This is a genomic window from Actinoplanes italicus, assembly GCF_003001815.1.
GTDB classification, from domain to species: Bacteria; Actinomycetota; Actinomycetes; order Mycobacteriales; family Micromonosporaceae; genus Actinoplanes; species Actinoplanes italicus.
In genome coordinates this window covers 277,103-289,625 of the sequence record NZ_PVMZ01000004.1, presented here as the reverse complement: position 1 = coordinate 289,625, position 12,523 = coordinate 277,103, and the positions used below count along the sequence as shown (strand labels likewise).

At 70.4% G+C, this 12,523-nt stretch carries 17 protein-coding genes and 1 riboswitch; of the genes, 11 read left to right on the top strand and 6 right to left on the bottom strand.

The genetic code is table 11. The features are described from left to right. Positions 1 to 238: 238 nt before the first annotated feature. The 5 genes from CLV67_RS12615 (at position 239) to CLV67_RS12590 (ending at position 4,519) form a co-directional block, all read left to right on the top strand. Entirely contained in the window at positions 239 to 634 is a 396-nt protein-coding gene (locus CLV67_RS12615; RefSeq protein WP_146169074.1) for a hypothetical protein, read from the top strand. A 383-nt stretch (positions 635 to 1,017) separates the two neighbouring features. Continuing rightward, complete coding sequence (locus CLV67_RS12605; protein WP_146169072.1) at positions 1,018 to 1,365, top strand: hypothetical protein; 348 nt, start codon at positions 1,018 to 1,020, stop codon at positions 1,363 to 1,365. Between the two features lie 145 nt (positions 1,366 to 1,510). Continuing rightward, the gene (locus tag CLV67_RS12600; protein ID WP_106318184.1) at positions 1,511 to 2,071 is read left to right on the top strand and encodes a GNAT family N-acetyltransferase; all 561 of its coding nucleotides are present in this window, start codon (positions 1,511 to 1,513) and stop codon (positions 2,069 to 2,071) included. Between the two features lie 564 nt (positions 2,072 to 2,635). Next, positions 2,636 to 3,475: a nitroreductase/quinone reductase family protein gene (locus CLV67_RS12595; RefSeq protein ID WP_106317704.1), complete on the top strand. Its 840-nt coding sequence runs from the start codon at positions 2,636 to 2,638 to the stop codon at positions 3,473 to 3,475. Positions 3,476 to 4,198: 723 nt separating this feature from the next. Next, complete coding sequence (locus tag CLV67_RS12590; protein WP_106317702.1) at positions 4,199 to 4,519, top strand: helix-turn-helix domain-containing protein; 321 nt, start codon at positions 4,199 to 4,201, stop codon at positions 4,517 to 4,519. Between the two features lie 140 nt (positions 4,520 to 4,659). Here the strand turns inward: CLV67_RS12590 and CLV67_RS12585 are convergent, their stop codons facing one another. Both CLV67_RS12585 and CLV67_RS12580 read right to left on the bottom strand, forming a co-directional pair. Then, entirely contained in the window at positions 4,660 to 5,106 is a 447-nt protein-coding gene (locus CLV67_RS12585) for a GNAT family N-acetyltransferase (protein WP_106317700.1), read from the bottom strand. After that, positions 5,103 to 5,567 carry a GNAT family N-acetyltransferase gene (locus CLV67_RS12580; protein ID WP_203736896.1) on the bottom strand — a complete coding sequence of 155 codons (465 nt, stop codon included), beginning with the start codon at positions 5,565 to 5,567 and terminating at the stop codon, positions 5,103 to 5,105. The genes CLV67_RS12585 and CLV67_RS12580 overlap by 4 nt, the downstream gene beginning before the upstream one ends. Before the next feature lie 23 nt (positions 5,568 to 5,590). Here CLV67_RS12580 and CLV67_RS12575 point away from each other — a divergent pair, with 23 nt between their 5' ends. Next, positions 5,591 to 6,196 (top strand): chloramphenicol phosphotransferase CPT family protein, encoded by a 606-nt coding sequence (locus tag CLV67_RS12575; RefSeq protein ID WP_170153825.1) that lies wholly within the window; start codon positions 5,591 to 5,593, stop codon positions 6,194 to 6,196. On the opposite strand, the gene CLV67_RS12570 is transcribed toward CLV67_RS12575, so the two are convergent. Genes CLV67_RS12570 through CLV67_RS12560 form a run of 3 tightly spaced genes read right to left on the bottom strand, consistent with a single transcriptional unit; the run spans position 6,131 to position 7,619 of the window. Further along, positions 6,131 to 6,682 carry a histidine phosphatase family protein gene (locus tag CLV67_RS12570; RefSeq protein ID WP_170153824.1) on the bottom strand — a complete coding sequence of 184 codons (552 nt, stop codon included), beginning with the start codon at positions 6,680 to 6,682 and terminating at the stop codon, positions 6,131 to 6,133. The genes CLV67_RS12575 and CLV67_RS12570 overlap by 66 nt on opposite strands. Then, positions 6,679 to 7,434 (bottom strand): CbtA family protein, encoded by a 756-nt coding sequence (locus CLV67_RS12565; protein WP_106317694.1) that lies wholly within the window; start codon positions 7,432 to 7,434, stop codon positions 6,679 to 6,681. The genes CLV67_RS12570 and CLV67_RS12565 overlap by 4 nt, the downstream gene beginning before the upstream one ends. After that, positions 7,425 to 7,619: a CbtB domain-containing protein gene (locus CLV67_RS12560; RefSeq protein WP_106317692.1), complete on the bottom strand. Its 195-nt coding sequence runs from the start codon at positions 7,617 to 7,619 to the stop codon at positions 7,425 to 7,427. Before CLV67_RS12560 ends, CLV67_RS12565 begins: the two co-directional genes overlap by 10 nt. 8 nt (positions 7,620 to 7,627) lie before the next feature. Then, a riboswitch (adenosylcobalamin (AdoCbl) riboswitch) is annotated at positions 7,628 to 7,781 on the bottom strand. 74 nt (positions 7,782 to 7,855) lie between these two features. On the opposite strand from CLV67_RS12560, the gene CLV67_RS54215 reads away from it, so the two are divergent. The 4 genes from CLV67_RS54215 to CLV67_RS12540 all read left to right on the top strand — a co-directional run bounded on the left by CLV67_RS54215 (position 7,856) and on the right by CLV67_RS12540 (position 10,994). After that, positions 7,856 to 9,037 (top strand): S8 family serine peptidase, encoded by a 1,182-nt coding sequence (locus CLV67_RS54215; protein ID WP_106317690.1) that lies wholly within the window; start codon positions 7,856 to 7,858, stop codon positions 9,035 to 9,037. Beyond that, positions 9,034 to 9,522, top strand: coding sequence for a suppressor of fused domain protein (locus tag CLV67_RS12550; protein WP_106317688.1), 489 nt, complete (start codon positions 9,034 to 9,036; stop codon positions 9,520 to 9,522). The genes CLV67_RS54215 and CLV67_RS12550 overlap by 4 nt, the downstream gene beginning before the upstream one ends. Before the next feature lie 64 nt (positions 9,523 to 9,586). Beyond that, on the top strand, positions 9,587 to 10,156 hold the full coding sequence (locus CLV67_RS12545; RefSeq protein ID WP_106317686.1) for a TIGR03086 family metal-binding protein: 570 nt from the start codon (positions 9,587 to 9,589) through the stop codon (positions 10,154 to 10,156). A gap of 46 nt (positions 10,157 to 10,202) precedes the next feature. Continuing rightward, a complete protein-coding gene (locus tag CLV67_RS12540; protein ID WP_106317684.1) occupies positions 10,203 to 10,994 on the top strand; it encodes a sugar nucleotide-binding protein in 792 nt (263 codons plus the stop codon). Here the strand turns inward: CLV67_RS12540 and CLV67_RS12535 are convergent. Next, positions 10,941 to 11,849 carry a helix-turn-helix transcriptional regulator gene (locus CLV67_RS12535; RefSeq protein ID WP_106317682.1) on the bottom strand — a complete coding sequence of 303 codons (909 nt, stop codon included), beginning with the start codon at positions 11,847 to 11,849 and terminating at the stop codon, positions 10,941 to 10,943. The two genes, CLV67_RS12540 and CLV67_RS12535, sit on opposite strands and share 54 nt — an antisense overlap. A 55-nt stretch (positions 11,850 to 11,904) precedes the next feature. Here CLV67_RS12535 and CLV67_RS12530 point away from each other — a divergent pair, with 55 nt between their 5' ends. Then, positions 11,905 to 12,504: a class I SAM-dependent methyltransferase gene (locus CLV67_RS12530; RefSeq protein ID WP_106317680.1), complete on the top strand. Its 600-nt coding sequence runs from the start codon at positions 11,905 to 11,907 to the stop codon at positions 12,502 to 12,504. Positions 12,505 to 12,523 lie beyond the last annotated feature (19 nt).

Below are 12,523 nucleotides of genomic sequence, written 5' to 3'. Positions count from 1 at the left end.
CGGCGTACGATCATCGGCCGCGGCCGGGCGGTCCCGGCGGCCGCCCCGGGCCACATTTCCGTCTCGCGCAGACGCCGGCCGAAAACGTTTCGGAATCGCGGGAAAGGTCCGATCGAATGACCGCGAACAAAGTTCCCGAAAATGGGTAAACGCATTTTCTCAACCGGCCCCGGCTCACCGTGAGTAGGCTGAATGCCAACCCATTTCCATCGAAAACAATCTTGCTCAGGAGGACTCCATGAACGCTCGAAGCCGGATGGCGGCCATCGCCGGAACACTCGTGTTCGCGCTGGTGCCCAGCGTTCCGGCCGGTGCCGCCGCAGGTCCCGGGCCCTGGGACTACGTCGGGGCCTCGTACCGCAAATGCGACACGCACGCGGCCTCTCCGCAGATCGAGCAGGGCAGCACAAAGGAGATATTCGTCACCAACAACACCTCGGCTCGGATATTCGCGTACTGGCGCAATTGGAAAGGTGAGCAAGAGATACCGAGGTACATAGATCCGGGCGAGACCACACTCGTGTTCTACAGCGACAACGGCGACATCGTGGAGATCGGCGACAACTACATGAATTGCCTCGCGATGTTCGTGATCAACACATCGACCGGCGAGGCCGAGATCACCTACAACTGAGCCCCGCCGGGTTCCGCCCAGCCCACCGCGGTGGGGCCGTGACAGCCGGCGTTCCCCTTGCCGTCGCACCACCTCCGGCCTGATCCGGCGCCCGATAGGGCGTTGTCGTTGTCGTTGTCGTTGTCGTTGTCGTTGTCGTTGTCGTTGTCGTTGTCGGCGTCGCACGGAGCGGCTGCGCGCGATCCTGCCGTCGTGATGGCGACGGTGGGCGTCCACGGATCCGGGGTGTGTGACCTGATCGTTGTTGCCGACGACGACGGGAGCACACGCGAAGTCCGGGTGTGTGTTCCGCGGACGGCGGCAGCGCCCGGTGGCCGGAAGACCTTGACCTGAACATTTACGAGACCCAGGAGGTCACTGAAATGCGCCGAATCAGCGTTTGGATGATCGCAATACCGCTCGTGTTCGCGGGCGCGCCCGCCCAGGCGGCAACGAGCACTGCGGGACAGGACGCCGCGGCCGGCATGGCGTGTCAACGTCCTTCGTGGAAGGTGACGATGCAGTCCGGCGGATTCACCAGCGACAGCGTCGGCATCTACACCGGCCCCAGCACCGACTGTCACACGGTCGCCTGGGGGGAGCTCACCGACTCGGTGACCTACCACTGCTACGTCATAGCTGCCGATGGCACAAGCTGGACGCATCTGGAGGCCTCCGACGACACCCAAGTCGTGCGCGGCTGGGCCTCGGACTCCGAGCTGGAAGACGGGGGCAGCACCCATCAGTGCTGACAGCCCGCATGCCCGGATTGCGCGGCGCCCTACGTGACCGTCCGGCGCCGCGCAGTCGCCCGCGAAGTGAAGGCAGGACCGGAACCGCACCGTTCGGCGACGGTGTGCCTTGATCCTCGGCGGTGCGGCTGGTTGGCTGGCCGCCATGATGGAGCTCGCTGACGTCGCCTGGCCGCCGGAACCGATCCGCACCGCGCGACTGGTGCTGCGCGAGCCCGAGACGCGCGACCGGGCGGTGTTCGTCGAGCTGCTGGCGTCGCCGCGGGTGCACACCTACCTGGGCGGCCCGGGGGACCGCGGCGAACTCGAGCAGCGGCTGCCGGAGGTGCCGGAGCGGTGGCGGGGGAGTTTCGTCGCCGAACTCGACGGGACGATGATCGGCCACATCCTGCTGCGCCGGGTGCCGGAGCACGGGCGTCCGGCCGCCGCCGGCAAGGCCGACCTGGGCTATCTGTTCCTGCCGCGGGTGTGGGGCTCCGGGTACGCCGCCGAGGCCTGCGCGGCGGCACTGGACTGGTTCGAGAGCGTTCGGCCGGGCGAGCCGGTGGTACTCACCACGCAGAGCGCCAACACCGCCTCGATGCGGCTGGCCGCGAAGCTGGGCTTCACCGAGGTGGAACGGTTCGTGGCCTGGGACGCCGAACAGTGGCTCGGCATGCGGGCCCCGGCGGCTGGCCGAGGTCACGTCCGTACCGTGTCGGCGTGAGCGTGCAGAGGCTCTGGAGGCTGGTCCACGCCGCACGGAGCTCGGTGGTGGATCCGGCGGGTACAGGAGCTGTTCGACGAGCTGCGCTCGGGGGGAGTTGGCCGGACCGGCGAGCGACTGGCGCATGAGGGCATATCCGCGGCTGGGAGCGTTCTGGGGCTTCGGTGACGAGGAAGAGGGACGCCGGCGGCTGCCGCGCTTGAACGGCCTACTGGAGTAGTATCCTAGGATGGCTTAGAAGTAGTGCGGCAAGCCGCACCCGCAGATCAAATACAGAAGGACGGCTTCGCCGACAACCCCACACGTTGCGCGGGCAGGTATGGTGGGCGTCGTGACTGCCGGGTCGGCCTTGTGCCATTACCGAGTGGGGCACCCGGCTAGCGCGTGATCGCCGGGCGACCGCCACGGTCGCCTGCTGCCGCCCGCGCCCCGCCAGTGTGCTGATCGCGCCACCTCTTCATTCGCACGCCGACCGCCCCTGACGACGGGCGGGGCCGGCGTATCCGGGCGCGCCTCGACGTGTGCGCCCGTGGAGATCAGTCACTGGACTACCGAAAGTCGAGAATGCCGAACGATTTCAATGCTTCTGTCATCGCCGAGTTCCGGGCCAGCAATGGCCGGGTCGGCGGGATGTTCGAAGGGGCCCGGTTGTTGCTGCTGACCACGACCGGGGCCCGTAGCGGTAACCGGCACACCGTTCCGCTGGGTTATCTGCCCGATGGTGAGCGGGTGCTGGTGATCGGTTCCAACGGTGGGTCGCGGCGGCACCCGGCCTGGTATCACAATCTGCTGGCCAAGCCGGTCGCCACGGTCGAGGACGGGGTGTTCGTCTACGAGGCCGCCGCGGTGATGCTGGCCGGCAGGGAGCGCGACGACGCGTTCGCGCGGGCGGTCGAGCAGGACGCCGGGTGGGCCGGCTACGAACGGCAGTCGGGGCGGGTGTTGCCGGTGGTGGCGTTGGAGGCGCTGCCGATGTCGGGGCCGCCGCGGTCGGGTGCCGGGTCGCCGGGGGAGATGCTGCGGCTGGTGCATGACGCGTTCCGGCGGGAGTTGTCGTTGATCCGGGCTGAGGTGGCCGGGTCGGGGGCGGTGCTGGGGGCGCAGTTGCGGGTGAACTGCCTGAGCCTGTGTGCGGGGTTGCACGGTCATCATGTGCGTGAGGATCAGGGCATGTTTCCGGGGCTGGAGTATGCCTATCCGCAGCTGGCGCCGGTGATCGAGCGGTTGCGTGCCGAGCATGTGGCGGTGGCGGCGCTGGTGGAGCGGTTGCGGTCGGTGGTGTCGGATCCGGCGGTGGAGCGTGGCGCGTTGATCGCGGAGGTCGGCGTGTTGGCCGGTGAGCTGGAGAAGCATCTGGAGTACGAGGAGCGGGAGCTGATTCCGGCGTTGGACGGGATGTTGTAGGCGGAGTGTGTGACGCTCCTGCCATCGGGGATGTCGTCGGTGGCGGGAGCGTCGCCCGGGTAGTCGCTGAGTTTGGGTGGCAATGCTCGGCGGCTGGAAGCTGGGAGGAGTCGCCGAGAAAATCTGGTCTCTGCGGACTAGACATTCTGGGTGGGGCTGGTTAGTGTTGTCTCCGTTGACAACGAGGATCGGTTGAAGACGCCGACGTAACAGGCCGAGCGTCGAAGCAGGGCCCGGAATTGCTCGTGGCTCGCTCGGTAATCGCGGTGGAACGGCATCACCGCAGGCAAGACGGCAGGTGCACGACAAGACCTTGACGTAATTCCAGGTCAGGGCAGGCGCAGGCAGGCCGGTGCAAGGTTCGTGGCTCCGCCTGATGCAGCAAGGATCCGTCGCACATGTGTGGGGCCATGAAGTCGCGTGGGGCTCCGACATCGACGGTCAGTACGCAGGTTGTTGGAAGTAGAGGAAAGGGAGGGTTTGACGCCGTTGGATCGCCCGCCGTCAGGACGCAGTTCCAGTTCTGAGGTGGACACCGCAGTCACATCGAACGTGAGGTGGTCTCCGGTCACGCTTATGCGATCCTCGCACCCGCTGTCTCTGACAGAGGAATGGTGCGGAAAAGAGAACCCGACGAACCTGTCGGTAGATGGTGTGTTCAACCCGTAACCCTGGGCCCCGGCGCATGTCGCGCCGGGGCCCTCGTTCGTGACGAGGACGTGTATGGCCCAACCCGACGACATGCTCAACGACGACGACTACCCCGCCTACACGATGGGCCGCGCCGCCGAGATCGTCGGCGCCTCGCAGGACTTCCTGCGCCGCCTCGACGAGGCGAAACTGATCATCCCGTTCCGCTCCGCCGGCGGGCATCGCCGTTACTCCCGCTATCAGCTGCGGCTGGCCGCCCGGGCGCGGGAGATGGTCGACCAGGGCACGGCTCTGGAGGCGGCCTGCCGGATCATCATTCTCGAGGACCAGCTCGAGGAAGCCCTTCAGCACAACCGTGACCACGAGTGCCGTCAGCAGGTCGGCGCCGTCTGATCACGCTGATTCCTGTTCTGCGGACGGCGGCCCGGGTGAACCAGCCAGGCCGCCGTCCGGCATTCCCGCCGCCGGATGTGCCGTGCCTCGGAGTGGCTGCGCGGCACGGCTGTCGGGGGGGGCAGGCGCAGCGGCGCTGTTCAGTTGATCGCGCAGTCGGTGATGCGGCCGTAGACGGTGCTGCGTGCGGCGGGGTGGAAGCCGTGTGCGGTGTAGAAGTGGGCGGCGGGGCTGTCGCGGGCGGTGAGCAGGTACCAGTGGCGGATGTGGGGTAGTTGCTGGGCGAGGGCGTCGAGCAGGTGGGTGCCGATGCGTTGCCGCTGGTGGGTGGGGTCGACGCACATCTCCTGGAGGAAGAAGTGGTCGTCGGGGCCGTACCGCTGCAGGTGTCCGATGGCGAAGCCGGTGAGGGTGCCGTCGGGAGTGGTGGCGCGGGCGCCGTGGCTGCGTGGGGTGTGGTGCATGTCGGTGAGGCGCTGGTGGGCGTCGGTGTGGTGCCAGGTTTCGTTCCAGGGTGGTTCGCTGAAGGTGCGGGCGAACAGGGTGGCGCAGGCGTCGAGGTCGTCGAGGGTGAGCGGGGTGATCACGTGAGGAGTTTAGTGAGGTGGACGCTGTTGGGGTCGGGTCGGTAGTCGGCGAACGGTTCGCAGGGTTGGAAGCCGAATCGCTGGTAGAGGGTGCGGGCGGGGGCGAAGAAGTCTGCTGCGCCGGTTTCGAGGTAGAGGCGCTGGTAGCCGCGGTGGCGGGCCTGTTCGATGAGGTGGGTGAGCAGGGTGGCGGCGACGCCGCGGCGTTGGGCGCGGGTGGCCGTACGCATGGATTTGATTTCTGCGTTGTGGGGGTCGAGGTGTTTGAGGGCGGCGCAGCCGAGGAGTTGGTCGCCGTCGTGGGCGGTCCAGAGGGTGATGTCGGGGTGGCGTAGGGCGTCGAGGTCGAGGGCGTGTTTGCTTTCGGGTGGGGTGATGGCGCGCATCTGGTCGACGTGTTCTTGGAGCAGGGCTGTGATGTCGGGTCCGGTGAGGTCGTCGATGGTGATGCGCAGGGGCATGGTGATCACTGTACGGTCGGGGCGTGACTGGCCGGGTGGTGCTGCTCAATGGGGCGTCGAGTTCGGGTAAGACCAGTGTGGGCCGGGCGTTGCTGGGGCTGCTGGCGGATCCGTGGTTCTTCTTCCCGGTGGACGGGTTGGGGGAGATGCGGTCGACGGTGCATACGCGGGTGCTCGGCGACGCGGAGATCGCGGCGATGCTGGTGCGGACGCGGCGGGGTTATCACCGGGCGGTGGCGGGTCTGGCGTCGGCCGGTAACGACGTGGTGATGGATTATCCGTTGAGTGAGCGGTGGCGGCTGGCGGATCTGCTGGTGGTGCTGGCCGGGTTCGAGGTGACGCTGGTCGAGGTGCGGTGTTCGCCGGCGGAGCTGGATCGGCGGGAGCGGGCGCGTGGGGATCGGCCGGTGGGTTTGGCGCGGTCGCAGACGCTGGTTTATGAGATCGGTGACCGGGATGTGGTCGTCGACACCACGATGTCGAGTCCGCAGCAGTGTGCGCGGGTGATCGCCGGCGTGCTGGAGCGGCTGGCGGGGGCGAGGGCGTTCGACCGGTTGCGTGCCTCAGGCGGTTGGCAGGTGCAGGACCCAGCGGTGGTGGTGGGTGAGGTGGGCGACGGCCAGCGGTGACACGGCCAGCTGGTGGTGGTGGCCGGCGGGCAGGTCGAGGGCGGTGGCGAGCAGGGCCCGGATGACGGCGGGGTGGGCGACGACGGTCTGGCTGCGGCTGGTCTGTGTGTGCAGCCATTGTGCGGCGCGGGCGGTGATCTCGGTGTGGGTCTCGCCGTGGTGGGGTCGGGCGCCGGGGTCGGTGAGCCAGGCGGTGAGGTCGACCTGGTCGAGGGTGAGGCCGGTCCAGGTGCCGTAGCCGGGGTCGCGTAGTTGGCTGTCCTCGTGGGCGGTGGCCGTGGTGAGGATGGCTGCGGTCTGCCGGGCGGCGCGTGTGGGTGCGACGGTCCAGGGGGTGCCGGGGTACAGGCGTGGTTGCAGCAGGGGTGAGTCGCGCAGGTGTGCGGTGGCGTTGCGGGCGCCTTCGTCGAGGTCGTCGTCGCCGCCGAACACGCCGTGCCGTAGGGCTGGGGTGTGTCCGGCGGCGATGAGCCGCAGTCTTGTCACGCGGTGGTGACGGTTGCCGTCTGTGGGGTGCCGGTGCGGGTGGCGAGCCGGTTCAGCAGGGCGGCGAAGGTGATGCCGAGGATCGTCCAGAGGACGGTCTGGGCGCCGAGGGATGCGATGCGGAAGTCCCAGAGCAGGGTGGCCGGGAAGTCGTCGGGGACTTCGTGGAAGGCCGGTAGGAGGGTGTAGGCGATGGTGACGACGATCAGGAAGCCGGCGGTGCCGGCGGCGGCGCGGCGCCACTGGTGGGTCTGGGTGCGGGTGGCGAGGGTGGCGGCCCAGACGGCTACCAGGCCGAGGACGAGTACGGCGAGGTAGGCGGCGGTGCGCTGATTGATGGTGTCGGGGTCGCCGACGGCGGGTGGGTTGGGTGGGTATTTGAGGAAGGGGATGAGCACGATGCCGAGGTAGCCGGCGGCGGCGAGGCCGAGGGCGGCGTGGGTGTCGCTGCCGGTGCGCAGGTGGCGTCGCAGGAGGGTGTAGGCGGTGGCGAGGATGCCGCCGAGGGCGAGGCCGATGAGGCCGGTGGCCAGGGGCAGGCCGACGGCGCGCTGGATGTCGCGGTCGACGAGGGGTTCTTCGGCGGTCTCGCCTGCGGGTGCGGCGGCTTCTTCGATGGCGATGGCCGCCTCGACGTGGGGTTCGCCGGCGAGGTAGGCGAAGCCGCCGGCGAGCAGGCCGGCGAAGAGGCCGGCGAGCAGGCCGCGGAGCAGGAGCTGGATGTATCCGGGTGTGGCCTGGCTCAGTGGCACGGGACACCGAGCAGGTGGCGGCCGTCGTGCATGAGTTCGTGCAGGTACATGCCGGTCTGGGAGAGGGCGCCCTGGTCGAAGGCGACGAGGTAGGCCAGCAGGAGCATCATGGCGGTGAAGCCGGCGGCGGTGGCGAGGAGTCTCGCGGAGACCGCGGGGGTGGTGATGGTCTGTGCCTTGGACATGGCGGAGTCAACCTCCTACGGGATGACGCGTCCCGATCGATGGGGCCTGCGGCGCGTGAGCGTCCTGACTCACCGGCTCCCTGGCTGGGGGCCCGTTTACAGTGGCGCGACCGCACCGGACTCTCACCGGTTTCCCTCACACACCGCAGATTGGCTGGTCTCAACCTAACGGCCGGGGTGGGCGTGACACAACCGGGCGGCGGTAGCATCCACGCCGGTCGTTGTGCTGCGGGGGTGTGGTTCTGGTGCGGTTCGTGGCGGTGGTGGTGGCCGGGGTGCTCGGTGGTGTGGTGGTGCCGGCGGGCCCGGTGCGGGCGGCGCAGTGTCTGGGGCCGGGGCAGGTGGTGGCGGGTGTGCCGGCGGAGTTGAAGGCGTATGCGCCGTCGCGGCTGGCGGGTCTGGCGACCGGTGCGGGGGTGCGGGTCGCGGTGATCGATTCCGGGGTGGACGCTCGGAATCCGCAGCTGAAGGGTCAGGTGCTGGCGGGCCGGGATCTATTGCACAATGCGGCGGACGGGCGGCGTGACTGTGTGGGTCACGGTACGGCGGTGGCGGGGATCATCGCGGGGCTGCCGGATGCGCGTAGTGGTGTGCAGGGTCTGGCGCCGGGGGCGACGATCATTCCGGTACGGGTGAGTGAGGACACCGATCTGGACGGGCGCAGTCCGGGTGGTGGGCGGCAGTCGAGTGCGGCGGCGTTCGCGCAGGCGATCACGTGGGCGGCGGGTACGGCCCGCGCTGACGTGATCAACATCTCGCTGGTGATGCCGTCGGAGGACACGCAGGTGCGGGCGGCGATCGCTGAGGCCGTGGAGGGCGGGGTGGTCGTGGTGGCGGCCGCCGGGAACGGCGGTGCGACGGGCGGGGTGGCGTTTCCGGCCGGGTATCCGGGGGTGATCGGGGTGGGTGCGGTGACCGGGGACGGGACGATCGCGGATTATTCGCAGCCGGGCCCGCATGTGGACATCGCGGCGTTCGGTGACGGGGTGACGGTGCTGGCGCCGTTGCGGGGGCATCGGCCGGTGCAGGGGACGAGTTTCGCGGCGCCGTTCGTGTCGGCGACGGTGGCGTTGCTGCGGGAGCGGTTTCCGCGTGAGAGTGCGTCGCAGTTGACGCAGCGGTTGTTGCGGTCGGCGGATCCGGCGCCGGGTGGGATTCGCAGCAGCCAGTACGGGGCGGGGGTGCTGAATCCGTATCGGGCGTTGACGGAGGAGGCGGGTCCGGTGGCGGCGGGGGTGTCGCGGGTGTCGGCGGCGCCGGTGGCGGCGGCCGGTGGCGGGGAGTGGGCGCGGGCCGGGGTGTTCGCGGCCGGTGGTGCCGGGCTGGCGGTGCTGGCGGGTCTGGTCGCGGCGGTGGTGGCGCGGGGGCGGCGGCGGGGATGGCAGGCCGCCCACGGTCATGATCAAATGCCGGGATGATGTGGGACGCCGTTACCGAGGCAATGGGCCGGCTCTATCCGCGGGCACAGCCGTGGCACGTGTCGTATCCGGCCGAGGGGTTCACGTTGCAGGCGGCGTCGGCGTATCCGGCGGACGGGCACTGGCATTTCGTGACGTACGGGCTGGGTGAGCGCTGGGGTTTCGAGTTGACGTTCCGGCTGGCGCGTGGTGGTGAGCAGCAGCCTCCGCAGTGGCCGTTCGTGGTGCTGAACCAGGTGGCGGGGCTGGCGCAGGCGGCGGCCGAGCCGTTCGAGGAGGGTCAGTGGACGGATCTGGGGGCGCCGATCACCGGGTTTCCGCACACCGACGGCCCGCCGACCGGGTTGACGGTGCTGATCCTGACGGCCGACCCGCAGCTGGGGGATCGGTTCCTGCAGATGGTCGGGGTGACGGCGGCGGAGGCGGCGGCCGGCGACGTCGACAGTGACGACCCGCTGCTGGTGACCGATCCGGGCCGGGCCTGAACCGCCGGTCACCCGTCCGGGCCGGTGGTGGCCCGCGGTGGCCGGTGTTGCCTAGGGTGGACGGATGCCTACTGAGATCAGTGACCTGCTGCAGCGGGCGGTGCCGGCGGTGTCCGGCCTGGTCGCGGAGGTCCGTGACGAGCAGCTGCCGCAGGCCACCCCGTGCGCCGAGTTCCAGGTACGTGACCTGCTGAATCACCTGTTCCAGGTGGTCGCGAACTCCCGGCTGGTCGCTGCCCGCAAGGAGGTCGACTGGAGTGTCACCGCGGACGCGCTGACCGGTGACTGGCGGGCCGCGTTCGCCGCCGGCACCCGCGACATGATCGCCGCCTGGTCGGATCCGGGCGTGCTGGACGGGGTGTCGCCGGGCATGGGGCTGCCGCAGCGCACCCTGGGGCTGATGATGGTCGTCGACCTGGTGGTGCACGGCTGGGATCTGGCGCTGGCCACCGGGCAGCGCTACGAGGTGGACGAGACGCTGCTGGCGGCGACCGCCGAGTTCCTCGACACGATGGGCGACATGGGCCGGCAGATGGGCGCGTTCGGGCCGGTCGTGCCGGTCGGCGCGGACACCGGCCGGTTCGGTCAGCTGCTGGCGCTGACCGGCCGGGACCCGGACTGGCGGGCGGCCTGATGGCAATGGCGCTGACCGGCCGGGACCCGGGTCGGCGGGCGGGCTGATGGCGATGCTGGTGTTCGGCGGCACCGGCGGTCTGGGCCGGGAACTGGCCCGGCAAGCGCGCGCGGCGGGGGAGCGGGTGACGGCGGCCGGTAGCCGGGACGCCGACCTGCGCCGGTTCGGTGAGGTGGAGGCGCTGGTCGGCCGGGTCCGTCCGAAAGTGGTGATCAACGCCGGGTATCGGCAGGACGACTGGGCGGCCACCGCCGACGGGGCCGCGCACGTGGCGGTGGCCGCGGTGCGGGCCGGGGCCCGGCTGGTGCACGTGTCCAGCGATGCGGTGTTCTCCGGCGCGGACGGCACCTTCGACGAGGCGTGTGTGCCGGTGCCGGCGACGATGTACGGGGCGGCGAAGGCGGCCGCGGAGACGGCGGTACGGGCGGTCGATGCGGGTGCGGTCGTCGCCCGTACCTCGCTGATCGTCGGTGATGCGTCGACGGTGATCGTGGCGCGGGTCCATGCCCTGGCCGCGGGCACCGGTGACGGGCTGCTGTTCACCGACGACTTCCGCTGCCCGGTACATGTGCAGGATCTGGCGGCGGCGTTGCTGGAGCTGGCCGCGTCGCCGTATGCGGGGGTGCATCACGTGGCCGGGCCGGACGCGGTGAGCCGCTACGAGCTGGGGCTGCTGATCGCCGCCCGTGACGGCCTGGACGCGTCCCGGTTGCGGGCCGGGTCGCGGGCGGCGGCCGGGGTCGGCGGCGCCGGGGACATCCGCCTGGACGGGGTTCTCACCCGGTCACGGCTGTCGACCCGGCTGCGTGGCGCGGCCGAGTTCCTGTCCGCCGCCTGATGGCGGGGTTGCGGTGCGCCATTGGGCCGGGGTGAGCCCGTGTTCGGCGCGGAAACGTTTGATGAAGTACGAGGCGTCGGGGTAGCCGCAGCGGCGGGCGACGGCGGTGATCGGCAGGCCGGTGTCGGTGAGCAGGCGGCGGGCCTCCTGCAGGCGCCGCTGGGTGATCCACTGCTGGACGGTGCGGCCGGTCTTGCGGCGTACCACGGTGGTCAGGTGGCCGGGGGTCAGCGTGACCGCGGCGGCGACCCGCGACAGTGACAGATCGTCGGCGAAGCGGTCCTCGATGACGTCGAAGACCGCGGCGAGCAGCGGTTCGTCGGCGGAGCGCAGCTGGTCGGCGACGCCGGTGGACAGCCGCGCCAGGGCGACCAGCAGCAGGGTGAGGTGGGCCAGGGCGGCCTCGTGGTAGCCGTCGTGGCGGGCGGTAAGTTCGCTGTCGAGGTCGGTGAAGCGGCGCAGCCACCGGTCGCGGTCGGCGGTGGGGATGGTCAGGCGCTGGGCGCGGTCGGCGCCGCGGGCGAACGGGAACAGCAGCGGATGCGAACGCCAGGACGCGTACGCGCCGGAACGCACCACCTCGGCGGGAAACCACACCACCCAGCCCTCGGCGGGTGTGCCGTCGAACGCGACGACCTGGCCCGGGGCCACGACGAACAGGTCGCCGCCGGACACCGTCCACGGGCGGTCGTCGATCAGGGCGCTGCCGTCGGCGTGGTGGGCGTAGAACAGCACGATGAAGTCGTGGGCGTGCCTGCCCGCGTACAGCGGGTGGCCGGGCAGCCGCTCGGCGGAGATCCGCGGGGTGCCGGGCTGGTGGTCGAACCCGATCAGCGGAACCGAAGATCGTCGCATCGGTCCCGCAGAATCGCCGCTGACATCGGGCAGAGTCTGCATGAGGCTTGAGTGTATGCCCGAACTTCGTCATAGCCCCGATGGTGACTACCTGCCCGCGGCCGGGAAGGCCTGGCTGCTGCCGCTCTACGACCCGCTGAGCCTGCTGTTCGGTGTGCGCCGCCTGCACCGGGCACTGCTGGATCAGGCCGCGCCGGTGCCCGGCCAGCGGGTGCTCGAGATCGGCTGCGGGACCGGCAACCTGCTCGGTGTGCTGGCCCGCCGTACCCGCGGCCTGGACCTGACCGGTATCGACCCGGACCCGGACGCGCTGCGCCGGGCCCGCCGCAAAGCCGCCCGTGCCGGCCTGACGATCGACTACCGGCGGGGGTACGCCGGTGACCTGCCGTTCGACGACGCCAGCGTCGACGTGGTGCTGTCGTCGCTGATGCTGCACCACCTCGACGAGGCCGGCCGTGACCGGGCGCTGGCCGAGGCCCGGCGGGTGCTGCGGCCCGGCGGTGGCCTGCACGTCGTCGACATCGACGGTCACGGGCTGTCCACGTCGCTGGCGCCGCGGATGTTCACCGACGCCGGGTTCAGCCGGGCCGCGCAGACCGGCCGTGGCCGGCGCCGGCGGCTCGGCGAGTTCCGGTTCTTCACGGCCGTGCCGTAGCGGGGCAACCGGCGCGCCC

Excerpts from the sequence above, each read along its gene's own strand:
- CLV67_RS12535 (WP_106317682.1), bottom strand. The coding sequence starts at position 11,849 with ATGCGACGATCTTCGGTTCCGCTGATCGGGTTCGACCACCAGCCCGGC.
- CLV67_RS12540 (WP_106317684.1), top strand. The coding sequence starts at position 10,203 with ATGGCGATGCTGGTGTTCGGCGGCACCGGCGGTCTGGGCCGGGAACTG.
- CLV67_RS12530 (WP_106317680.1), top strand. The coding sequence starts at position 11,905 with ATGCCCGAACTTCGTCATAGCCCCGATGGTGACTACCTGCCCGCGGCC.
- CLV67_RS12550 (WP_106317688.1), top strand. The coding sequence starts at position 9,034 with ATGATGTGGGACGCCGTTACCGAGGCAATGGGCCGGCTCTATCCGCGG.
- CLV67_RS12600 (WP_106318184.1), top strand. The coding sequence starts at position 1,511 with ATGATGGAGCTCGCTGACGTCGCCTGGCCGCCGGAACCGATCCGCACC.
- CLV67_RS12595 (WP_106317704.1), top strand. The coding sequence starts at position 2,636 with ATGCCGAACGATTTCAATGCTTCTGTCATCGCCGAGTTCCGGGCCAGC.
- CLV67_RS12560 (WP_106317692.1), bottom strand. The coding sequence starts at position 7,619 with ATGTCCAAGGCACAGACCATCACCACCCCCGCGGTCTCCGCGAGACTC.
- CLV67_RS12605 (WP_146169072.1), top strand. The coding sequence starts at position 1,018 with ATGATCGCAATACCGCTCGTGTTCGCGGGCGCGCCCGCCCAGGCGGCA.
- CLV67_RS12615 (WP_146169074.1), top strand. The coding sequence starts at position 239 with ATGAACGCTCGAAGCCGGATGGCGGCCATCGCCGGAACACTCGTGTTC.
- CLV67_RS12580 (WP_203736896.1), bottom strand. The coding sequence starts at position 5,567 with ATGCCCCTGCGCATCACCATCGACGACCTCACCGGACCCGACATCACA.
- CLV67_RS12590 (WP_106317702.1), top strand. The coding sequence starts at position 4,199 with ATGGCCCAACCCGACGACATGCTCAACGACGACGACTACCCCGCCTAC.
- CLV67_RS12545 (WP_106317686.1), top strand. The coding sequence starts at position 9,587 with ATGCCTACTGAGATCAGTGACCTGCTGCAGCGGGCGGTGCCGGCGGTG.